The organism is Coprococcus ammoniilyticus (assembly GCF_025567345.1).
GTDB lineage: Bacteria > Bacillota > Clostridia > Lachnospirales > Lachnospiraceae > Coprococcus > Coprococcus ammoniilyticus.
Map to the genome: position 1 here is coordinate 258375 of NZ_JAOQJS010000005.1, position 22823 is coordinate 281197.

The 22823-nt window shown below is 35.9% G+C and carries 20 protein-coding genes; 1 reads left to right on the forward strand and 19 read right to left on the reverse strand.

Translation table 11 applies throughout. From position 1 onward, the window contains the following. Nucleotides 1–452 precede the first annotated feature (452 nt). Genes OCV60_RS09550 through OCV60_RS09610 form a run of 13 tightly spaced genes read right to left on the reverse strand, consistent with a single transcriptional unit; the run spans nt 453 to nt 14804 of the window. Nucleotides 453–1460 carry a hypothetical protein gene (locus OCV60_RS09550; RefSeq protein WP_262530082.1) on the reverse strand — a complete coding sequence of 336 codons (1008 nt, stop codon included), beginning with the start codon at nt 1458–1460 and terminating at the stop codon, nt 453–455. Between the two features lie 30 nt (nt 1461–1490). After that, nucleotides 1491–2834 carry a UvrD-helicase domain-containing protein gene (locus OCV60_RS09555; protein ID WP_118694191.1) on the reverse strand — a complete coding sequence of 448 codons (1344 nt, stop codon included), beginning with the start codon at nt 2832–2834 and terminating at the stop codon, nt 1491–1493. A 1-nt stretch (nt 2835) separates the two neighbouring features. Then, nucleotides 2836–4602 carry an ATP-dependent nuclease gene (locus tag OCV60_RS09560; protein WP_262530083.1) on the reverse strand — a complete coding sequence of 589 codons (1767 nt, stop codon included), beginning with the start codon at nt 4600–4602 and terminating at the stop codon, nt 2836–2838. A gap of 52 nt (nt 4603–4654) precedes the next feature. After that, nucleotides 4655–5332 carry a hypothetical protein gene (locus OCV60_RS09565; protein WP_262530084.1) on the reverse strand — a complete coding sequence of 226 codons (678 nt, stop codon included), beginning with the start codon at nt 5330–5332 and terminating at the stop codon, nt 4655–4657. 1 nt (nt 5333) lies between these two features. Further along, nucleotides 5334–5735 carry an ATPase gene (locus OCV60_RS09570; RefSeq protein ID WP_262530085.1) on the reverse strand — a complete coding sequence of 134 codons (402 nt, stop codon included), beginning with the start codon at nt 5733–5735 and terminating at the stop codon, nt 5334–5336. Then, complete coding sequence (locus OCV60_RS09575) at nt 5725–6177, reverse strand: DUF4869 domain-containing protein (RefSeq protein WP_262530086.1); 453 nt, start codon at nt 6175–6177, stop codon at nt 5725–5727. The genes OCV60_RS09570 and OCV60_RS09575 overlap by 11 nt, the downstream gene beginning before the upstream one ends. An 18-nt stretch (nt 6178–6195) precedes the next feature. Then, nucleotides 6196–6837, reverse strand: a complete 642-nt coding sequence (locus OCV60_RS09580) for a hypothetical protein (RefSeq protein ID WP_262530087.1) — start codon at nt 6835–6837, stop codon at nt 6196–6198. 53 nt (nt 6838–6890) lie between these two features. Continuing rightward, a complete protein-coding gene (locus tag OCV60_RS09585; protein WP_262530088.1) occupies nt 6891–8387 on the reverse strand; it encodes a DUF3800 domain-containing protein in 1497 nt (498 codons plus the stop codon). A gap of 14 nt (nt 8388–8401) precedes the next feature. Beyond that, a complete protein-coding gene (locus tag OCV60_RS09590; protein ID WP_262530089.1) occupies nt 8402–11848 on the reverse strand; it encodes a type I restriction endonuclease subunit R in 3447 nt (1148 codons plus the stop codon). A 3-nt stretch (nt 11849–11851) separates the two neighbouring features. Further along, entirely contained in the window at nt 11852–12988 is a 1137-nt protein-coding gene (locus tag OCV60_RS09595) for a restriction endonuclease subunit S (RefSeq protein WP_262530090.1), read from the reverse strand. Further along, entirely contained in the window at nt 12975–13199 is a 225-nt protein-coding gene (locus OCV60_RS09600; protein WP_262530091.1) for a hypothetical protein, read from the reverse strand. Before OCV60_RS09600 ends, OCV60_RS09595 begins: the two co-directional genes overlap by 14 nt. Before the next feature lie 8 nt (nt 13200–13207). Then, the gene (locus OCV60_RS09605; RefSeq protein WP_262530092.1) at nt 13208–14581 is read right to left on the reverse strand and encodes a class I SAM-dependent DNA methyltransferase; all 1374 of its coding nucleotides are present in this window, start codon (nt 14579–14581) and stop codon (nt 13208–13210) included. A 1-nt stretch (nt 14582) separates the two neighbouring features. Then, on the reverse strand, nt 14583–14804 hold the full coding sequence (locus OCV60_RS09610) for a helix-turn-helix domain-containing protein (RefSeq protein WP_015525478.1): 222 nt from the start codon (nt 14802–14804) through the stop codon (nt 14583–14585). 203 nt (nt 14805–15007) lie between these two features. Between OCV60_RS09610 and OCV60_RS09615 the strand changes: the two genes are divergently transcribed. Further along, entirely contained in the window at nt 15008–15940 is a 933-nt protein-coding gene (locus tag OCV60_RS09615) for a DDE-type integrase/transposase/recombinase (protein WP_262530093.1), read from the forward strand. Nucleotides 15941–16000: 60 nt separating this feature from the next. Here the strand turns inward: OCV60_RS09615 and OCV60_RS09620 are convergent, their stop codons facing one another. The 6 genes from OCV60_RS09620 to OCV60_RS09645 form a co-directional block, all read right to left on the reverse strand. Beyond that, nucleotides 16001–16909, reverse strand: coding sequence for a sensor histidine kinase (locus tag OCV60_RS09620; protein WP_021943286.1), 909 nt, complete (start codon nt 16907–16909; stop codon nt 16001–16003). 3 nt (nt 16910–16912) lie between these two features. Beyond that, nucleotides 16913–17614 carry an ABC transporter permease gene (locus OCV60_RS09625; RefSeq protein WP_262530094.1) on the reverse strand — a complete coding sequence of 234 codons (702 nt, stop codon included), beginning with the start codon at nt 17612–17614 and terminating at the stop codon, nt 16913–16915. Between the two features lie 136 nt (nt 17615–17750). After that, nucleotides 17751–18704, reverse strand: a complete 954-nt coding sequence (locus OCV60_RS09630; protein WP_262530095.1) for an ABC transporter ATP-binding protein — start codon at nt 18702–18704, stop codon at nt 17751–17753. Nucleotides 18705–18755: 51 nt separating this feature from the next. Further along, complete coding sequence (locus OCV60_RS09635; RefSeq protein ID WP_172674890.1) at nt 18756–19439, reverse strand: response regulator transcription factor; 684 nt, start codon at nt 19437–19439, stop codon at nt 18756–18758. A gap of 324 nt (nt 19440–19763) precedes the next feature. After that, nucleotides 19764–21305, reverse strand: a complete 1542-nt coding sequence (gene guaA / locus OCV60_RS09640) for a glutamine-hydrolyzing GMP synthase (RefSeq protein ID WP_044944527.1) — start codon at nt 21303–21305, stop codon at nt 19764–19766. A gap of 201 nt (nt 21306–21506) precedes the next feature. Next, nucleotides 21507–22775, reverse strand: a complete 1269-nt coding sequence (locus OCV60_RS09645) for a S41 family peptidase (protein ID WP_262530096.1) — start codon at nt 22773–22775, stop codon at nt 21507–21509. Between the last annotated feature and the right edge of the window lie 48 nt (nt 22776–22823).

Genomic DNA, 22823 nt, shown 5'->3' on the forward strand with positions numbered 1-22823 from the left:
TGTCATTGTTTTTAATGAGCAGCATACTTTTCGATAAAAATTATCTGCTGAATTAAAAATATCATTGTAAACTTATTATACAAGATACCAATACCATCGCAAATACTTTTTCATCATTTTTTCACATGCCTCAAAGAAAAGCTATCTAAAAAAACAAAACGATGTGAAATAGAGTAGTTGCTATTAGTTGCAAATTAGTAGCAGAGCAAAAGAAAAAGTCTCGGAAGCCGCTTGTTTAGCGGGTTCCAAGACTTGTGGCTCTTATTCAAACTCTTTATGACCCAAACATCACTTAACTTATTTTATTTAAGTTTCGGTCGAGTATGGGGCATATTTATATATCAATTACACTATTTATTTTGACCTACTGAATGGTTGTTGCCAAACTGTTGCCATGGGAATATTATAACTTGATGATACCTGAATGACAAGTTAATTTTCATTTTTTGCAACTACAAATTCTCTTCTCCCTCAATATCGTCGCTTTCAAACATATTCTTGTTGTATGATTCATTTTCATCATCTTCAAAATCATCAAAATCAAACAAAACCGATCTATTTCCAATCAATGCCAATAATTCCTTACGCTCTTTTCTTTTCTTTATGTCTTCCATTTCTTCATACAACTCGTCTACATAATCTATCAACCAATTATTGACTTTTCCCTCACATAAATCAGCTAAATAATCATTTACTAGTGCATCATCCATTTCCAAAGATTCCATATCATTCAGTAATCTAAAAACACCAGACTCTCGCTTATTCTTATACATATAGAGCAGTAGCTCTTTTATTGAATTTTGTTCTATAACCATCTGCTCATAAAGAGATCTTCTTTGAGTTGATAAAAAGACTCTTGCAGCATTTGAATACGAGTCAATCTCATATGTATACGTATTAATATCTCTTGCCTTATGTTCTATTAATTCAAAATAATATCTAGCCAATTTTCCCAATTCATTTATGTAAAAACGTTTGAATTCATCAAACTGGATCAAAGCACATGGCTCATCAAAATTAAATTTTCCATTTTGTTTTTTCAAAAAACTAATAAATAACTTTCTCAACTCACTGCTATTTTTTCCAGGTATATAATTTGCATATCGGTAATTATTATAATAATTAGAAAAAACTCCCAAAAGACTTCTTCCATTTTTTGAAAGTTGTTCTGTAGTATATTTCTCAATTTCTTTTTCTAATTCATGATGGTTATGTTCTATAAGGCACTTTGGAACAGATTCCTTATCAGTTGGATTTTTTAGAACAAGACACAAATAAATTTTTTGTAACCGTTCTATGCCAACTGCTCCGGTATACAATATGATATTAATCTCATATTGATTATTTAATCCAGTTATCGACATTGTTTTCTTTGCTGATTCATATATAAATTCTCCAGAAATCTCTAACTCGCGTCCCATGTTAATACTTTTGAAATCCCATATTTCATCTACCAACATCTCATCACCACCTTTATTATCATCTTATATTCAAAGATATCTTTCAAAAAAATCCTGTATTCTCTTCTTTGTGTATTTATTCTCAACCTCTTTTAATATGTATATCGACAATTCATTTAACGAACGAGTAAGGGCTACATAAAGCTTATTCTTCGTCTTATTCGCCTCCGTATTATTATCGTTAAATAAATATGCTGCCAAGTCATTTGTGAGAATGAATAAACACTTCTCCCCCTCCATTCCCTTTATGTAGTCTATTGATTTTACAAAAATCTTATCTTCTTGTTTTATTGGACTTTCGTCTTCAAAAATATTTATGATAATGCCATATCTTCTTGAATCTATTTTTTCGCACTTGCTCAGTAATGCCATTGCATCTTTTTTCTTTCCCGTATTCCTGTACTTTTCAATCATCTTCCCAGCATAATAATACGCTACTTTTTTAACTGTCTGAGCATCTTTGGTTGGATGATTCTCAAACAGCAATGGTTCAAGCTCTTCCGCTAAATTCTCTCTTATGTTATTCTTCTTGTAGTCGTGTGTTTCATACACCCCTTGCTTCTGGGATATATACATCAAATCATATTTTTGTCTTTCAATTAATGTGTGACAATCAATTTCACTTTCATAATATACTGATAATTGACCGGAGTCCTTTTCAGATTTCTGCTTTTCATTTTTATCTACCAAACGATTTGACAGTTCTAAATGTAATTGCGGACATCTATGACATTCTGATATATATCTAACATTTTGTTCGTATATAGACATAAGGTTTCTTAAGCATTTAAATCCTTTTAAATCCTGCTTCGGATCTCCCATCAGTATCATTGGGATTTCCATTCCACTTAATTCTTCTATAATTTCTTGCATATGCTTATCTATGTCCTGTACTTCATCTATACAGATTGCACCACAATATTTTACAATTGCATTTTTAATTATTTGTCTCCCATCTTTTATATTTTTTGTATCCTTTGATTTTTTACACAATACCCATTTAGCATGTTCAGGAATTACTGTTTGATGAAGTACATTCATATCATCAAGTCTTTTAATCTTTGCATTTTTATACTTTGCGTCTTGTGGTAATTCTGCAATAGAAATTTTTTCATATTTCTTTCCATAAAGTAAATGATAATATGGCTTTATTATTTCCCTATACAAAAACGAATGAATCGTACTCACTATTATGTTTTCCGGAATTTGTACATAATGTTCGCACAGCTTTCTACGAATACAATCTACGGCACTATTAGTAAATGCAACGCAAAATATTTTCTTTTCCGCATCAATTTGATTACGAAGAAGTATTATTTTATCAGACATCTTTGTAGTCTTTCCTGCTCCTGCACCTGCTATATTTATTTCCACTTTATAACACCTCTTCTGACTCTTGTGAAAGAAAATCTATAACATCTTGGATATGTTTTGGCATTTGAAAACCTTCTAATTCTCCACTAGCTAAATCTTTACAAATCGTAAACATATCAGTTGCTTTTGCATTTTTCCACGCTTCTGTAAGCTGATCATCTGTCATATCATTCCAACCAAAAACATCTCCATATTTGTTCTTCAATATCTTATAGTTGTCACCCGTATTTACAATTTCCGGTTCTAAAGTATAATACTCGGTCGTTCTAACACATATTTCCTTATCATCATTATATTTATCATGTTGCTTCTTAGCGTTAGATTGATTATCATAATCACGAATAATGCCCAATTTATTGCCAGAACCTTCATTGACTTTTTTCCAAATATTCATTATTTTTTTAAACCCTTTATGAAATGACAGCACTTCAATGTCACTTAATGTTTCTTTTGATTCAATATAAGAACGAATTAATAATTCTTCCGATATTCCTTCAAACAAAATACATTTCTTAGAGAAAAATAGTTTAAAAAGATCCAAATTAGGGTTCTTTGCTAAATATGCAAAATCTTCATCCTCTAATTCATCTGCAAATGAGTAAGCTTTTCCATTATGTAAAACCACCACATTTTTTAAATTCATCTTGTTAATGAATTCAGTACTATGTGTGGAATAAAACAACTGCACAGTTTTATTCTTATCCGTAAATGCTTTTAAAAAACTTACCATCAATCTTGTATTATTAATACACAAATGGGCTTCCGGTTCTTCTATCGTTAAAACATTCAGAGCAATATCTGTTTCCTTTCCAAGCAGTGAATTAATCAGCACAAACAGCAATACTAAGTTACGATGTCCCAATCCTTGCATTGACAATTCTTCTTCTGAATATCCCAACCTTACACTACTTAAAATAGATTGCATTGGTGGCATATTAGGCAAAATGTTAATGTACGAAAAAAACTTCTTTGCACCCTTTAGCTCAGATGTTTCTTGCCAGTTAATTATATCATTAATATCACTAATTTCTTTTAGTGCCTCAAAGAAATGACTATATTCTTTTTCTATTTTCAATTTATCCTGATCAGAAAGTCTATCTTTCAATAAATCAACCAAAAATTTTGAGCCCAACTGATTCTTAGTTTTTGAAAAATCATCTCTTTCTGCCTCAAGAGCCTCGTACTTGAACATTCTCAATGTATCATATGACACATTGCTACCATCCGAAACTTTTATTGAATAATTATAATATTCTACTGGTAAGAGATTCATTTTAACCTCTTTTAAATTTGCATCGTTAATTTCAGTCTGAGATACAACTTCTTTTACCACTCTGAATATGTCTGCGCAATTCTTAGGAGCGAACTCATATTTTATTCCATATTGAATTTCTCCGTCTTCGATTGCATACGATATATCCTTAACATAATATTCCTCTGCACCACTTGCCTGAATATTCACTTCAACACTTACTGTCGGTAAAAATTCTGCAAATTGCTCTACAGTAATCTCATCATTCCTAATTTTATTTTGATTCAGAATAATTTTCTTATAATAGCATTTCTTAGTTTCATTGTTTATATCAATCCATGATAATTTCTTACTGATATGTGTATTATCATCAGTCAAAAAAGGAAGCGTGATTGCTTTTAAAAAGTTGCTTTTACCACTATTATTTTCCCCTATAATTGCTACCGTTTCTGCTAAACCTATATCTATATCCCTTAAATTTCTATAATTGCGTATTTTAACATGTGTAATCTTCAAATCTTCACTTCCTTTTTTTACAATACAGCTGTCAATTGTTAGTAAATATAATTTAAATAATGACTTCTCCAATTATTTTCTGCACTTTTTCCGACTGTATCAACATCCTCATCTTCTCATTCCCATCCTCAATCTCCGGCTGACCACACCTCAGATTATCCGGATATTCTGACACACAACAATCCTTGTACCAGCACTCACCCATAAGAGAACCCTTAACGGACCACTTCTCGTTTTGTGTAAATTCACCCACCAATGATTTCATCACACGCTCTGTAGAGTATCTCTTAAAACTTGCCAAATACTGCAATGTCTTCTCATCGCCAATCTTTGACAAATTGATTCTATGATTCTCAATTGCTGATAAAACCTCTTCACGAATTTTGATTTTATCTCTCTTTCCGGTGCCTGTCCATTCCACCAGCTTATCAAAAGCAAGAATCAGGTATTCAAAACAAATCATATCCAGAATTATAATCTTTCCTTCGGACTTATCTGCTATTGATTTCAACATACGATACTTGTTACGAATATCCTGATTATCAACCACATAATCAAATGCAATATAATACTTATCGTCCTCTTTAATGTCTATCTCTGCCAATGCATCCAATAAACCCTGATTACTTTCCTTGCTTTCGATCACCAATGCATCATCAAAGAAAAGTTGATTTACCAATTTCCAGAAGTGAAGTCCTGCGCCGGTATCTTCTGTCCATAAATACTTCATATCACAACTCCTCTTCCAGTGTTATCCTATTATTGTCAAACTTTAACACCTTAAAGCTCTTATCAGATACATTTAGTCCATCGCAATTTCGTAGGAAAAGCATATATTGATTCGACGGCTCAAAATTAATAAAACGTCTGATCTCATCATTAATCAAATTATCTGCATTATCGACCACAACAAAACTATCCCTGCATTGTTCTAATGATTCTGAGAAATTATCTGATTTATAATTAAACAATTTTATAGCTTTGTACTCATCAGTTAATCGTAAATCTTCTAACATTTCATAAAGCACAGTTTTACCGGTACCGCTATCTCCGCCAACAAGAGTTATTCTATCGTCAAATTCCAGATTGTATGAAAATGGATCTGCTTTAAATGTAATATTCTTATAGATCATCTGCTTCTCTCCTTTCATACTCCTTGCCCCACCAGGCATTATATCCTCTCCTTCCGGTCACTATATCAGAATCATTGAATCTGATTTGCACATCATCCGGGATATCAAAAAGCGATGGTCTGGACATATAAATCTTTATATTATCCATAGTAAAAATTATTTTAAGCACATTCGGACCACATTCTTCTACATTCACCACCTTATCAGGATGCTTTACAATATTAAGTAATGTCTTGCAGCCAGATGACAAATTACGGATTGTACCTAAACCATATTTTGTTTCAATATGCTTATCTGGTGTCAACTTCGCCTCATCTACTTGCTGAATGAGATTTATTTCATTTGAGGACATTTCTTCATTACTTGTATTTAAATTGAAATACAAGTCGTTTTGAAGAATCCAGTCTTTAGAATCTTTTTTTTGTGTATATATATCTATCATTCGGTGTCACTCCTTCTCTCAATCATAATCAGGAACAAACGTTGCCATTTCTTCATAATATCCAGCAATACAATTTAAGTTATCACCTATTTTTTTGAATACCTCCACAAACATTTCCAAATCTACAACCTCATTTCCATAGTTCTCAATATAAAAATGATATTCGTCATCCGTATTAAACGGATACCGTGAAAAATCCATATTTTTTATCTTTGCATTAGCATTATGGTCTTTATCTATTTTGTCATATAATTCTAAAATATAGTCGTCGAGTTCTTTTGTCATTTCCTTAAATTGTTTTCTCTGGTCTTTATCGGATTCAAAACTTATCATACGTTTTTTTACTGTATGCCATATCTGCCTGATATCGTGCCCTCCGCAAAAGGACTCTTTCTCATTAAGCAACATATTCAAAGACCAGTTTATAGATTTTAGATACAACTCTATTGCATGGTTTGCCGAAAACAGCATTGGGAAAACTACAATATCCGCCTTTTTATCTCCATTATCCTGCAAACAATCTTGTGCAAGCATTATCGCTGCCTTCATGTATCCATCAGCAATAATCATCATATCATGAATGGGTTGATGCTGTCTGGTTCTCCAATTCATATATGCTGTTTTGTCTATATCTACATTATACGAAAAAATCTTTTCCATTCATTCACCTACTTTTCAAAGCTATATATTTAAATTTCTGAAATACCTAAAATCTATAAAATATCAACCAAATACCTTCCACCAATTAATGAAAATAACACTTTTGATGGAAATAATCTTTCACCCATACTGGAAACCCCAGCAACAGTCATAGTCCAATCACTGTACTCATTCGGCAATCTATAACATATCGGCTTATCATTTTCAGAGATTGTTACTAATGGGGTCCTATTCTGTGAAAATCCAACTGAAAGAACATAAAACTCATTCTGTCCACTATGTAATGGCAACATAGGTTGCTTGTTAATATCCTTATAAACCTTTGCACCTCTTTGATTATAAAAATAATCTTTGCCATCTTCTACTATAGGATCAATCGGTAATTTGTTCCTCATTATTTTATAACGTTCGTTCAAGCTCTCGCAGACAAAAGCATTATAATATTCTGGTTGCATTTCTATCTTACTATTACGAATCTCATCTGCATCTGAAAAATGATTCACAAATTGAAGAAGTGCTACAAAAGCCACCAAATCATCCGAATAAATTCCAGAATAAGATTTGTACCAATAGTCATTATTCTCACAAATTACCCGATATAATTTTTTATACAAATCAAGCTGTCTTTGATTCAATGCAAACCAACCAGAATCCAAAAGAGTCTTCTTAATTTCCCCTTCTTTATAATTTCCGGTTAATGATATCTTCAATGATTGCATCAATCGAGATATTAATCCAACAAGCAAATCAGCCATTCTGATTCCAACATAATCCTTAGAATCTTCTTCGGTGACATTTTCAAGCCCTACATCCATTGCAGAATTCAATGTATGCGATTTTTTCCCTTCTCGGTCAATCATCAACTGATATTCATTAACATTCATCTCTGTCAACAACTTCTTAAATCCATCAAAAGGTGCAAAATAGGACCAATCTAATGTTTCGGGTACCTCTGTGTCCTCAAGGAGTATAAGTATTTCCTCAAATGCTTGATTCTCATGCTCTTTCAAAGTAGTATTCGCTTGATTTTTAATAATCCTATCTTCTAAAAAAGACCGTAGTTCTTTAACAAATATTTGTGGTTCTTTATAAATTGCTTCTATCACATTTTGTGGTCGATATACATTGATAGCCTTAATTATTGAGTATTTCATGTAATCAACATCAACAAACATAGAACTATGATAATTTACAAACAACTGGCTAATAACATACTCTATTTTGCTAAACACAGAGAAATAAATAATTATTTTCTCATCAAATAATGATACAAGGTCTTCATAAAACTCAATCGTATGATTATTAAGAGAAGCAAACCCAAGCCTAAAATCTTTTGCTTTCATGGTCTGGCTCTTTAATTCTCCGTCTTTTTTTCTATAAGCATACTTCGATTCAAAAGCAAGGTATCTGTCAGAAATACATTCATCTTCTTCTGCTTTCCACCCTACAATTCCAGTTATGAAATTATCATAGTAATTATTCGCAGTAACAGTTTCATAATTAATCTTTCTACTATGCTCTGTTTCATCATAAAAAAAAATGTACTTCATCTTCAGTGCCTCCCCTACTGATTATTTTTTGAATCACCATAATGTGCCGAATCTTCCGCCACCTTCATCACATTATACTCTGGCTCATATTGATAAATCTTTGCAGACTTAGCTGCTTCATTTCCTATATCTTCTGTTACGGAATACTCTTCAAAATTCTCCACCTGTTCCATAACTTTGTTGAATACTTCCGGACTATACTGTGGCGGATAACCATTCTTCACCAAGCATATTTTGATTTCCAATTTCAATCCATTTCTTACATTTTGGTTATTGAGCCAGTCGGCAAACGAAGACTTTGTATCAATAATATCTTTTATTTTCTTTGCTAAAGCTTTACATTTATCATTGACTATAACACCATCCACTTCTTTATCTGTTCCATATTCAAAGTTATATTGGTCACGCAAAGAAATCAAAATATCATAGAATGCTTTTTCCTCAAATGTTAAGCCAATTTTTCGAAAACTCTCTCTGTTTTCGTTCATGTGACGAAGAATAGCTAACGCCTGTTCCGTTGCAATCTTAATTATATCCTCAGATGCCTTTTCCTGTGCCTCACCGGCTTCTTCAGCAGTAAGATGTTTACGTCTTTCATGATATTCTGCAATCGTCTTTTCCAACATTTCCTGATATGATTTTGCAGCTAACCGATTGACTTTTCCATATTCCTTAATTTGCTTTCGAAGCATCTTAACAAGCAATTCCAATTTAGTTGCCGGCATTTTGACATCAGATAATTTTTCAAAATATTCCGGAGAAAAAATATCTTCTTCCTCTCCGCTTTCAAGAACACTTTCCACCTGATTATATTTTAATGCTTCTTCAACCATCTTTGAAACTGCACGATTCATCGTATCAGTGTCTACTTCACTTGTTCCGCTCATCTTACGAACAAAACCTGCTATAGCCATAAAGCATTGTGCAAGTGCAGATTCTTCTTCCCCAAGATAACCGGAAGGCTGACAAATATCAAAAGCTGCCCTCATTCGTTTTACTGTCTTTAAAAAGTAGGTTTTGAAGGAAACTTTCTGAACACCATTATTTCCTTCCGACTGTAATTCTTCTGTTGATACAAATACATATTCTGCTGCTTTTGCAAGAAGTCTATATCTTTCTATCGGATCACATTCCGGATTTAAAAATGGTGATAAATCATAACCTGTGAACATGTTTTTCAATACTTCAAGTTCTTCTCTAAACACTGATGTAGCCTGCTCTACATCATCGGCTGTCGGTGCAACAGATGTATTGCCTCCATATACCTTCATGGCTTCACGCATATTGTCGCGAATACCAATATAGTCGATAACCATACCATATTCTTTCCCCGGATATTTTCTGTTTACACGGCTTATTGTCTGTATCAGCAAATGCTTTTTGAGAGGTTTATCATTATATAAATATGTAAGGCAAGGAACATCAAAGCCCGTAATCCACATATCTACAACAATGACAATACTGAAATTTGATTTTTCCTGTTTAAAAGCAGCATCCAATTCTTCTGAACGCTTATCATTTTTAACTCCGCCAAGATAATCATACATATCTTTTTCATCGTTACTACCAACACTGGATACCATTGCCATAAATGGCATTGGTTTCAATTCTTTCAGTTCCTCTTCTGTTACAGAAACCCCATCTGGTGATTTCTTTTCCTCAAACCATTCTGGGTATTTATCCTTAAACTTCTGTAATAATGCGTAGGCTATCTTTCTATTAGAACATACAACCATTGCTTTTTGTATTCTGTCTGGATCACCTGCACAAGATGAAACATAATGGTCATGAATATCTGTAGCAAGACGCTCAAGTCTGGAAGGCTCGCCAAGAATTATTTCCATAGAGCTCATTGCTTTCTTACTTGCTTCGATATCCTCATAGGTTGCGCCGTCATCAACACATTTTTTATAATAATTCTCAATTTCTTTTACCTTATTATTATCAAGCAATACCTTTGCAATACGCGGATGATACTTAATGGAAACAGTAAGTCCATCTGCAACTGCCTGATCCATTGTATATCGGTCGATTTCTTCACCAAAGGTCTGATAAGTTTCTGCAATCGGAGTTCCAGTAAAACCGACAAAAGTAGCATGTGGAAATGCTTCTTTCAATACTTTTGCATATGGTTTTGAAACCATAGCTTTCATATTTTCATCGGCATCCTTACTAAACTGAATTTTCTTAGAATGTTCAAGCTGGGTTCTGTGAGCCTCATCTGAAAAACATATAATATTCTGTCTATCATTGATAAGTCCGATTTTGTCATCTTCTCTGTCGCAGAATTTCTGGATGGTGCAAATATAAAAACCACCACTTTGCCTTGCACCAAGTTCCTGTCTTAACTGTGTTCTGTTTTTTACAACAGATACTTCACCAAGGTTAAGAAATTCTTTACTCTTCGTAAAAAGTTTTGAACCTTGTTTTTGCAGTTCATCTCTATCAACAATTAGTATGATTGTAGGAGAACCGATTGCAGGAATATCAGTACAACGAAGTGCAAGCTGACGTGCAAGAAAAGCCATCGTATACGTTTTGCCACATCCGGTTGCACCGAAGTATGTTCCACCTTTGCCACTCCCCGTAACAACAGAATTTACAATACTTTGTTTTAAAAGTTTTGCTGCAAAGAACTGAGGGTATCGGCATACGATTTCTACTTCATCGCTATCATAAATACTATCTTGGAAATAGATATAGTCCCTAAAAATCTCCATGAAACGTTCAGGTGCGTAAACACCCTTTATCATAGTTTCTGTTTCTGCAAAAGGTAAGGTGGATACTGTATCTCCTTCATTTACTCTACGCCAAGCATAAAAATGCTCGTAAGGTGTGCGCACTGTACCTAATTTTGTTTTCACACCATCTGAAATGCAAGCCAAAGGACAATAGTGTAAAAGATGCGGAATATCTCTCCAGTAACGAATATTAATTTGCTCCCAGGCATCATAAATAGTCGCATTGGCATCAGCGGGATTTTTAAGCTCAACGACACACAAGGGCATACCATTTACAAACAAGAGCACATCCGGTCTGCGATTTTCTTTTTGACCATTGTTTGTATATTCTACTGTAAACTGGTTCACTATACGAAAGATATTCTTATCCCAATTGTCAAAATCAATAAGTGGTATCATTCTTGGCAATCCATCCTGCGGTATAAACTGAACACCATTTACCATCCAGCCATATACTTTGTGCAAAGTAGCAAAATCACTTTCCGCACCTACAAAACGGACATTATCGTAAATCTGTGTCACTTCGTCATCTATCAAATCCGGGTTGGTGTCTGCTATAAACTTCTTGAAATCATCAGCAATTAGTACATCTCTTTTTGTTACACGGGAGATATTATTGCCAGAAGAATACTTCCAACCTTCCGCTTTTAAAAATCCAATGAAGGCATATTCATATTCTGATTCACAATAATGACCATTGTATTCTTTTAATCTTGCCATAGACTATGCCTCCTTTGCTTTTGTCGCCTCTTCTATTGAGCCTTTAATAAGAATTGGACAGATGTCTTTTATTTGTGCTTTGAGTTTTTCGTTAATCTCTTTTCGTATTGTGTATGCTTCATAGATACCAACTATGGATTTTTGAACGTCAATAGTTGGAAGTGGCATTCGTACTTCTTTCATATCATCAAGGCTAAATGTTTCTCTTGCACTCCCCCACGAATGAAAACGGGCATAACGATCAAATTCTGTTCTGCAAAAAAATAAATACAAATATTTAGGAAGTAGTTTAGTATTATCAGTTTGTATTACAGTTGATATTGACGATACTAAATAGTTCTCCTCCGACTGATTCAAAGCTATCGACATTTTATCTGCTCTTCGTGAAGTGTCAGAAATAAAAGCAATCATTCCAGGCTCTACTACCTTGTAATTTTCTAGAGAAACTCCCTCCATATTAGCTTTAGTATTGATGAATTCTTTACTTGTTGCTATACCTCGTACAGAATCCAACTTGAGATTACCAATATTTTTTTGATTGACCTCTTCTATATAGGAACCAATTGCTTCACAAGGCATCTCTCGCCTCAAATCTTCAGTATACGCATCACAAACAAGTTTTATATCATCCAAGCCACGCTCATAGCTTTTCTGATTTTCAAGCATAGCATTATAAACATCTACATATTTTTGTTGGATTTGAATTGGTGGAAGAAAAATTTCTTCTTCACAAAATATATTCCAATCAAAAACCTCAGTGGAACTTCCCCATGAAATAAACTCTGCGTATCTGTCCCATTCTTTTCTACATAAATACATGAATAAATATGTGTCCAATATTTTTTTCTTTGCTGTTTCCTTAATTCTAAAAACATTGTCATTAAAAGTGATAATAAATGTTTTTTCAGTATCATTAAAACCAATACCGAGTTTTCTACTTCCTCTTGGATTGTATGCAAAGTGCCTTGGTGGAACTAAATGGAAATTTGAAAAATCTTTCTTCTCCAAATTTCCTCTCATTGGCATAATAATTTTATCGATGTTTACACCTATTGCATCATCTTCACCATATAATCCATTGGCATTTTTTTCATTTGTTAATTCAATCAATTCACCAAATTTATATTTAGTCAATCCCATATCCAATCCCCCTAAATGCTTCCTCCAGCATTTGCTGGGATTTCTTTTCTTGTTTCATAACCTCTTTCATTTCAGATTGAATACGAGCCATTTCTTTTTCATAATCAATTTCTAAATCATGGTCAATAAACTCAATGTATTTGCTTGGTGTGAGAGCCCAGCCTTTATTTTCAATTTCATTAATGCACACACTATGGTAAAGTTCTGGCATCTCATAGTCTACTCCATCAGTTCCCTCACATTGCCATGTGTGATAAATATCTGCTGCCTTCTCAATTTGTTCTGTATCCAACCGAACTTTTTTTTGCTCTCACCCTTAACAGCATTTTCTGTCCATTGGCGTAAATCCATAAAGAGTATCTCATGCTCGCGATTTCGGAGATTTCTTCCATGGTATTTTCCACCTTTTTTATTCTGATTCAGTATCCAAAGAGTAACACTGATATCTGTTGTAATAAACAATTCTCTTGGCAGAACAACGATAGCCTCAATTTTATCATTCTGAATCAGTTCCTTACGTATTTCCAATGTATCACTATCATTCAACGCACCATTCGCAAGAAGGAATCCTGCTACTCCATCAGTTTTCTTCAAATGTGAAAGTATATGCAAAATCCATGCATAATTTGCGTTGCTTTCAGGTGGCGTTTGATAGTCAGACCAACGACCGTCATTTTTCAAATTGTCATTATACCAGCCTTTCAGATTAAAAGGTGGATTTGCCATAATATAGTTAAAGTGCAATCCTTTATGTAAATCATGCGTAAATGATGAATCTGCTTCTTCTCCAAGATTATGACTAATTCCACGCAAAGCCAAATTCATTTTCGCAAGGCGATATGTAGCCGGTTCTTTTTCCTGACCATATACATTGATACCATTTAAGTTTCCTTGCTTTGACTTTACAAGTTCAGCACTCTGAATAAACATTCCTCCTGAACCACAGCAAGGATCATATAAGGTGCCATCATAAGGCTCAATCATCGTTGCAATGAGTTGAACTACGTCATGAGGTGTATAAAATTCTCCTTCCTCCTTTGTAGCATTTACCGCAAACTCCTTAAGAAAGTATTCGTATACACGACCAATAAGGTCTTTTTCCTCTCCAAATGTCTTATGACTGATTTTGTTCACTTCATCAACAATTTTCTTTATATCATTAGCTGCTAAATTGCGTGCTGTAAATGTTCCTTTAACAAAACAGCCTTTCAACTGTGGATCTTCTTCCTCAAGCCTTTGCAAAGCTGTATCAAGTGCAACATTAAGCTGTGGTGCCGGTGTACTGATAATAGTCGACCATCTTGCTTCTGGTGGTAAATTATATGTACCATCTGCAAAAGTAGCATCATCAAAGAATGCTGCTCTAATGTTCTCATCTTCCGGATCTAATCCCTGCTCTTTAAGTGTCTGTTTTAGATTTTCAATTCCATCCTCATACTTTTCGCCGATAAACCTCAAGAACACTAGCGTAAGCATCATATCTCTTTTTTCAAAGAATGAGCCGGAATTACGTGCCGCACGCAAATAATCTCTACAATTAAATAAAATATTATCTATGTTCAATGCCTTTTCCGTTGTTTTCTTCTTAGCCATATTACTTTTCTTCCCTTTCCTCGTCTGGAACAAATTCCATGATATCCTGTATCTCACAATGCAATACTTTACATACTTTTTCCAAAACTTGTGTACTTACATGTTCATTCTTCCCTAGTTTAGCCAGTGCATTTGTTGTAATTCCTGCCTGATCTCTAAGGTCAACTTTCATCATATTTTCATCTATCAATTTCTTCCATAATTTGTTGTATCTGATTGCCATTATTATCCCTTTCGTGTCATTACAACTATTTATCATTTCTTTTCATTATATCATCAAGTCCTCCTTGTTTCAATCTAAAATTGATTTTTTCAATTTTAGAATTGTAGGATTACAATACATGTGTTACAACTGAATATAAAAAAGCAGAGATGCTTCTTTTGTGTTATATTTTAGTCACCACAACAAAAAAGGAGTTCTCTGCTATGGCTACTATAACACAAGATATGCGGTATCGTCTATCCTTAATCAAATACGCTGAAAGGTTTGGTGTCACCAAGGCTGCTATCAAATATAAAACCAACCGTCAATACATTTATCGTTGGAAACGACGTTATGACGGTTCTATTGAGTCCCTTCGTGACCACTCTCGCAGACCCCATCATCATCCAAACCAACATACCCCTGAAGAGATCAAGCTGATCTTTGATATGCACAGACGCAATCCCAATGCCGGTCTTGTTGTCTTTTGGGTTAAACTCAAGCAGCGTGGTTACTCCCGTTCCATCCCTGGACTATACAGATTTCTCCGTAAGCAGGGAATTATGGCAGTTCATCCGCCAAATCCTAAATATATTCCAAAGCCTTACGAACAGATGGATTATCCGGGACAACGCATACAGGTTGATGTAAAATTTGTTCCTTCTGCATGCCTCAAAAACCCCAAGGTCATCGGCAAACAATTCTTTCAGTATACTGCCATTGACGAGTATTCCAGATGGCGTTTCGTAGAGGCTTTTGAAGAACACAACACGTATTCTTCTGCTATGTTTATAGAGCATCTGGTGAAAGCCTTTCCGTTACCCATTCAGTGTATCCAAACTGATAATGGAGCAGAATTTACAAATCGTTTTACCACTCACCGTGACAAACCCACACTATTTCAGGTGCATCTGAAGCAGCATGGGATTTGCCATAAAGTTATACGACCTTTTACACCACGACATAACGGGGAAGTTGAAAGAAGCCACCGAAAGGATAATGAGCGTTTTTATGCAACTCATACTTTTTATTCTTTTGAGGAATTTGCCAAACAGTTGAAAGTGTATAATCGCAGGGATTATAACAACTTTCCTATGCGTCCATTAGGATGGAAATCTCCAAATCAGGTACTAAAGGATTATCTGTCATCTGTGTAACATATGTTTGACAAACCTACAAAATAAAAATTATTGATTATCCCTCTACGTCGCAAAATACTATTTAGCATCGGTTACAATCGGAAAATTCATTTCAACAATAAACTCTTTTTTTTCTATTTTTGCTTCAATCTCTCCATCCATCCGACTAACCAACTCCTTTGCAATAGATAGTCCCAATCCAGTAGATGTTTTACTTCTGGCAACATCTGCTTTATAAAATCGCTCAAATACCTGATCTATATTAATCTGTTCTGGATGTGTAACCTGATTGCTGATTCTAAGCACCGCCTGATTTTGATCACGTTCCAACACAATGCTAATCTTCTTTTCTCCATGATCCAGCCCATTTTTTATCACATTCTGGATAACACGGCGGAGTCCCTGCCTGTTTCCATGTATATACAACTGTTCTTCCGTAATCTGAATATCCGGCTGAATTTCCATTCTTACCCATTCATCATAGTATGAAAAAACTGTTTCTTTCAAAATCCGGTTCATACAGCACAATGTCAATTCCAAACTGTAAGATTCGTTTTTTAACTTTGTAAACATAAAAAGTTCTTCCAACATTTCATTCAGACTATGAATTCTTTCGTGGATAATGCTTAAATAACGTTTCTGATCCTCTATATTTTCACATTCTTCCATTAGCTGGAAATATCCGTCCAAAGATGTCAGTGGTGTGCGGATATCATGAGAAAGATTTGTATAAGTGTCCGCAATCAGAGCTTCTTTCTCCTGATAATGCTGCTTCTCTTTTCTTCGCAGTTCCAGAAGCTCATTCAACTTGTCAGAAAGCTTTCCTATTCCACCCACATCAAATTCATGGTTAATCAACATGTTACTGTCATGTTTCATCATAAACGCCAATTGGCGGCAGATGTCTTTCACCTGCCGCTGGTATTTCCACATAATAATAAATTGTAAGATAATAATTCCTGCTAATATCCCAATTACGATATACATCCGTTAAATATCCCTCTTTTGAAAAACAACGCTGCTTACTGATATCATCATAACGATGAACACTATTGCCACACCAAATGCCGCCAAACACTCATTTCCACTCGGATCCATAGGAAGCAGTGATAATTTTCCTGTTATCGTATACTTATAAATCTGGAAATTCTGAATTCCTATTTTTTGAATAGCACTATTGATCACCCCATACACAATGGTCATTACATTCATGCTAAGACAGACAGCAATGACCATGCTGATTACATTATTTTTCAAAATAATTGCAATCGCCATACAAATCAGCACAAGTGCATAATGAAGAGCCAGTTCAGTCACAAAATAAGATAAAATTGCCTTTGTATTTCCCCATTCCAATTCCCCGAAAACAATACCATTCGCCGCTGCCTGAAATAAGAATGCACCTGCCATTGTCAGTACCGTAAAGACAGCCAAGGCAATTGCCCTGGAAAAAATCAGAGTTCCTCTATTTCTAACCTGACCTCCTATATTCTTAATATATCCGCTACTGATATCCGCTGTTGAAAACAGAACAGTAAAAATTACCAAAAGCAGTGCATACAATTTTCCTTGGGAATTGGCAAAAAAGATATCATATACCGTCACCTTTTCTCCCGGCTCCGTAGGCAGCGTTACCATCATTCCCACATTAATATTATCCACAGTAGGTTCAGTAACCTGCTCCTGTTTCATGGCATCCTTTTCAGTCAAAAGCTCATAATCCGTCTTGCATAAAGATGTTGTAATCAATAATATTGCTGCCAGTACGATCCAGATTACATACATACTTTTGGTTTTAAGCATCCGGTATAAATCCATTTTTATTATATTAAGCATGATCCGCACCTCCCGTCAGATTCAGAAAATAAGTTTCCAGTTCTTCACTGGTTATGGAAATCCCTTTTACCGGAATTTCTGACTTTGCAAGTTCCATATTCAACGCTGCACTTTCATTCAATCGTTCAAAAATATGAATATGCTCTTTATCTGTTACCTGATAGTTGGTAAATCCCATAGAATCCATCACCGGAATCGCCTGTTTCGGATGATCCAATGTCAACTCTATCCGTTCACTGCATCTTCTTATTAATTCTTCTCTTGTAATTTCCTGTAATAAACTTCCATTATGAATAATTCCATAATCAGTAGCAATCTTCGATAATTCCTCAAGAATATGACTGGAAATGCATATTGTCATATTCTTCTCTTTCTGAAGTCTCTGAATCGTATCCCGGATCTCTGCAATACCCTGTGGATCCAATCCATTGATTGGCTCATCAAGAACTAATAAATCTGGTTCTCCAACCAAAGCAAGACCAATTCCCAAACGCTGTTTCATTCCAAGTGAAAAATGTTTTGTTTTTTTCTTTCCCACATCTTCCAGACCGATAATTCTCAATATTTCTTCAATATAACTTTTTTTCTTTATTCCAAACAGCTTGCATTTGATATTCAGATTTTCATATGCAGTCATATCTCCATAAAGTCCCGGTGCCTCAATCAGACATCCTATCCGTGATCGAACTTTTTGCAAATCCTTTCCCTTGTATCCGAACATCTCGATTTCTCCACAAGTTGGCTTGGAAAGTCCACTGATCATCTTCAGACAAGTTGTCTTCCCAGCTCCATTCCGACCGATAAAACCATAAATAGCACCTTTTTTAATATGCATATTGACACTGTCCACAGCTTTATGGTGTCCATATTGCTTAGTCAAGTTTCTTGTTTCCAATAATATTTCGCTCAAGTTTTTCATCTCCTTTTTCTTATCTGCATTTATCATAAAGGAATAATCCTAATCAAACGCAAATAAATAGTAAAAAAAGAGTAAAGATTATAGATGAAGACGATAACCGATTCCCCAGACTGTTTCAATATATTCCTCAGATGTAACTGTTTTTATCTTTTTACGAATATTGCTTATATGTACATCCAGAGTTTTTGTTTCACCCATATATGGTTCGTCCCACGCATATTCAAAAATGTCCTCTTTACTGAAAACCTGCTTCGGATTTCTGAGCAGTAATTCTAAAATCGCAAACTCCTGTCTTGTTATCTTAGGAAGTATTTTTCCACCAATGCTGACCTGAAAAGTAGCTTTGTTCAATACCATCTCTCTGAACGAAAGGTTAGATTCTTTTATTTCCTTTTCTTCTGTATGACGAAGCTGTACCTGAATTCTTGCCAATACCTCTCTGATTTCAAAAGGTTTCGTTATATAATCATCAGCCCCACTAGTTAAAACCTTTACCTTTTCATCCAAGCTATCTTTCGCAGTCAAAACAATAACCGGAAGATTTCCCTTTTTCCGTATTTCCTCCAGAACTGCTTCTCCTGTAATTCCCGGCAACATCAAATCCAGCAACACCAGTGCATAGCTATGCTCCTGCATATTCAAAAGCAGCTTTGCCTCAGTTCCGGAAAACGCCTGCTCACAGGAATAGCCTGCTTTGGATAATGCTTCCTGAAGCAGATTATTGATATTTGTATCATCTTCTACAATCAGTATTTTCTGCATGATAGTTCTCTCCTCTATTTTACACTGTGAAAACATTATTTTCTTGCATTATACGCTTTTCCCTTTTTTCCCGCAATTACTCCCCACAGATTCCCGGAATTCTCCAGTACATAACTTACTTTTTGTTCCAGCTGAACTTATAATTTTCAGTATTGCTGTGCTTCCAAGATGCATATATCACTTTTTCCTTACCATTATGCCTTTATTTCTCCATCAGTGCTTTCGCAACCCTTATCCCGCCCACAAATAGAGCCAAACTAGAGCCATTTGATAAAACAAATGCCGGAAACCCGCATAAATACAGGCTTTCGGCATTTTAATCCGTTATTCAAACTCAATCGTTCCAGGTGGCTTACTCGTCAGATCATACATTACTCGATTGACACCCTTCACTTCATTAATAATTCTTGTCATTACTCTCTGCAATACTTCAAACGGAATATCCGCGCAGTCAGCGGTCATGAAATCGCTGGTGCATACGGCACGAAGTGCAACTGCATAGTCGTAGGTACGTTCATCACCCATAACACCAACCGAACGCATGTTGGTAAGAGCTGCAAAATACTGTCCAAGTCCTTTATCAAGACCTGCTTTTGCAATCTCCTCACGATAGATATAGTCAGCATCCTGAACAATCTTAACCTTCTCAGCAGTTACTTCCCCAACGATACGGATTCCAAGACCCGGACCTGGGAATGGCTGACGGCTTACCAGATACTCTGGGATGCCAAGCTCACGACCAGCTTTACGAACCTCGTCCTTGAACAGGAGACGAAGCGGTTCAACGATTTCTTTAAAATCAACATAATCCGGAAGTCCGCCTACGTTGTGGTGGCTCTTGATCGTTGCAGATTTTCCAAGACCGGATTCGATCACGTCAGGATAAATTGTTCCCTGTACTAAGAAGTCAACAGCACCGATCTTCTTTGCTTCCTCCTCAAATACACGGATAAATTCTTCACCGATGATCTTACGTTTTGCTTCCGGTTCAACAACTCCTGCAAGTTTCTGGTAGAAACGATCCTGCGCATTTACACGGATGAAGTTCAGATCATATGGACCATCCGGGCCAAATACTGCTTCGACTTCATCACCCTCGTTCTTACGAAGAAGTCCCTGATCGACAAATACACAAGTAAGCTGCTTGCCAACTGCCTTGGATAACAGAACGGCTGCAACCGACGAATCTACACCACCGGATAATGCACAGAGCACTTTGCCATTTCCAATCTTCTCACGCAGACTCTTGATCGTATCTTCAACGAAAGAATCCATCTTCCAGTCACCGGAGCATTTACATACATCCATGACAAATGCACGAAGCATCTTCATTCCTTCTTCTGTATGCATAACCTCTGGATGGAACTGTGTTGCATATAAATTCTTCTCTGCATTTTCCATTGCCGCAAATGGACAGTTTGGAGTCGTTGCAGTTGATACAAATCCTTCTGGTGCTTCTGCGATATAGTCGGTATGACTCATCCAGCAGATCGTTGATTTATTTACATCTTTAAACAAAATGGAATTCTTATCCACTGTTACCTCAGTTCTGCCATATTCACTAACCGGAGCAGTTGCTACCTTGCCGCCGAGCACATGTGCCATCAACTGTGAACCATAACAGATTCCAAGGATTGGAATACCCAGTTCAAAAATTTCCTTGCTGTAACTTGGTGAATCAGCCTTGTATACACTATTCGGTCCACCAGTGAAAATAATGCCTTTCGGGTTCATCTTCTTGATCTCGTCAATGCTCATGGTGTACGGATGTACTTCTGCATAAACATTACATTCTCTGACCCTTCGTGCAATAAGCTGATTGTACTGACCACCAAAGTCCAGTACGATAATCAATTCCTTATTCATGAAAGTTTCTCCTTTATTTTTCTTAACCGTGCCACTCACAAATACTTCGTATTTCCTCGTTGTCGGGCTTTCGCCCTATCAAAATAAACTCTAATGCTTTCGTCTGCAAGCAGCCGAATCATCAGAGTTTGTTTTGGCACGGCTCAATGCTTACGCATATTATACCATGTAATTACTCTATTTTCTACACCTAATCCTAGTCTATTTTTCGTTCCCGCGCAGGACTTCCAGCCCCTTCTGGTACTGTGTATCTTTTTCGCCCTGGAAATCATCGGAAACATAATCCTCCGGAAGTTCTACTTCGATATCCGGTGCTACACCCTTCTTGTGAATATCATTTCCATTTGGTGTGAAATATTTGGCAGTTGTAAGCTTTATTGCTGAGCCATCAGAAAGCGGAATAACCGACTGTACGATTCCCTTGCCATATGTGTTCTCGCCAACAATCGTTGCTACGCCATATTCTTTTAATGCCGCTGTCATGATCTCGGATGCGCTTGCACTTTCTCCGTTTACGAGCACTACCATCGGTAGATCTAGCTGCTCTTCATCCGTAGACTCATACGTTGATAAGACATTTCCATTCTTATCTTCCTGATATACGATCTTACCGGCAGGAAGCAGATAATCACACATATCAACAACCGTTGATAACATTCCGCCCGGATCGGAACGGAGATCGATCATCAGCGCTGTCATTCCCTGTGATTGCAGATCTTCTACTGCTTTTCTGAACAAATCACCTGTATTCGCAACAAACTGTGTTACACGGACATAGCCGATCTTCTTATCTGTATCTGCCATAAAATAAGAAACGGTACTGTTTTCCAGTTTTCTTCTTGTAATGGTTACTGTATGATACTTCCGCTCGCTTGGTCTGTAGATCTCAAGAGTGACATCCGTACCTTCTTCTCCACGGATCTTTGTAACCAGATAATCCAGATCATCAGATTCCTGAATCTCATAATCATCGATCTTACAGATCAGATCATCCGGCTTAATATCAGCTTCTGACGCCGGGGAATCTTCTGTAATGCTAACCGCGATCGCATATCCGGTATCTTCATCCTGTCTCACAACAACACCGATGCCCGCATATTCTCCGGAACTGTCTTCCTGCAATTTTGCAAATTCCTCTGGTGTATAATATTTTGCATATGGATCATCCAATGCCTCGATCAGCCCGGCATACAGACCATTCTGCATATCCTCATCCGATGTGTCAAAATAATACGACTGATCTATGATCGTCTCCAGACTTGCAAGCTTCTCCAGTGTATCTTCATCCACGACTGAACCATTGTATTCCAGATTATCATGCCGTTTTCCGGCATCCGTATTCAAATCGCCGCTTTTTGTATTGTCCTTCGTAAAGGAGCATCCCATCATTCCCGCACATCCGGCTATAACTGCCGCACCAAGAATCCATTTCTTAAAATTATGCTTCATTTTACCTTTTGCAATGCGCATCGCGCATTTTGCATCCTTTCATATTCTTAGAAATAATCATTCATATTC

Excerpts from the sequence above, each read along its gene's own strand:
- OCV60_RS09610 (WP_015525478.1), bottom strand. The coding sequence starts at position 14,804 with ATGGCAATCAGATACAACAAATTATGGAAGAAATTGATAGATGAAAAT.
- OCV60_RS09595 (WP_262530090.1), bottom strand. The coding sequence starts at position 12,988 with ATGGGATTGACTAAATATAAATTTGGTGAATTGATTGAATTAACAAAT.
- guaA (WP_044944527.1), bottom strand. The coding sequence starts at position 21,305 with ATGAATAAGGAATTGATTATCGTACTGGACTTTGGTGGTCAGTACAAT.
- OCV60_RS09570 (WP_262530085.1), bottom strand. The coding sequence starts at position 5,735 with ATGATCTATAAGAATATTACATTTAAAGCAGATCCATTTTCATACAAT.
- OCV60_RS09620 (WP_021943286.1), bottom strand. The coding sequence starts at position 16,909 with ATGTATATCGTAATTGGGATATTAGCAGGAATTATTATCTTACAATTT.
- OCV60_RS09605 (WP_262530092.1), bottom strand. The coding sequence starts at position 14,581 with ATGGCTAAGAAGAAAACAACGGAAAAGGCATTGAACATAGATAATATT.
- OCV60_RS09615 (WP_262530093.1), top strand. The coding sequence starts at position 15,008 with ATGGCTACTATAACACAAGATATGCGGTATCGTCTATCCTTAATCAAA.
- OCV60_RS09645 (WP_262530096.1), bottom strand. The coding sequence starts at position 22,775 with ATGCGCATTGCAAAAGGTAAAATGAAGCATAATTTTAAGAAATGGATT.
- OCV60_RS09575 (WP_262530086.1), bottom strand. The coding sequence starts at position 6,177 with ATGATAGATATATATACACAAAAAAAAGATTCTAAAGACTGGATTCTT.
- OCV60_RS09630 (WP_262530095.1), bottom strand. The coding sequence starts at position 18,704 with ATGATAAATGCAGATAAGAAAAAGGAGATGAAAAACTTGAGCGAAATA.
- OCV60_RS09625 (WP_262530094.1), bottom strand. The coding sequence starts at position 17,614 with ATGAAACAGGAGCAGGTTACTGAACCTACTGTGGATAATATTAATGTG.
- OCV60_RS09550 (WP_262530082.1), bottom strand. The coding sequence starts at position 1,460 with ATGTTGGTAGATGAAATATGGGATTTCAAAAGTATTAACATGGGACGC.
- OCV60_RS09580 (WP_262530087.1), bottom strand. The coding sequence starts at position 6,837 with ATGGAAAAGATTTTTTCGTATAATGTAGATATAGACAAAACAGCATAT.
- OCV60_RS09590 (WP_262530089.1), bottom strand. The coding sequence starts at position 11,848 with ATGGCAAGATTAAAAGAATACAATGGTCATTATTGTGAATCAGAATAT.
- OCV60_RS09635 (WP_172674890.1), bottom strand. The coding sequence starts at position 19,439 with ATGCAGAAAATACTGATTGTAGAAGATGATACAAATATCAATAATCTG.
- OCV60_RS09600 (WP_262530091.1), bottom strand. The coding sequence starts at position 13,199 with ATGCCAGAACTTTACCATAGTGTGTGCATTAATGAAATTGAAAATAAA.
- OCV60_RS09565 (WP_262530084.1), bottom strand. The coding sequence starts at position 5,332 with ATGAAGTATTTATGGACAGAAGATACCGGCGCAGGACTTCACTTCTGG.
- OCV60_RS09585 (WP_262530088.1), bottom strand. The coding sequence starts at position 8,387 with ATGAAGTACATTTTTTTTTATGATGAAACAGAGCATAGTAGAAAGATT.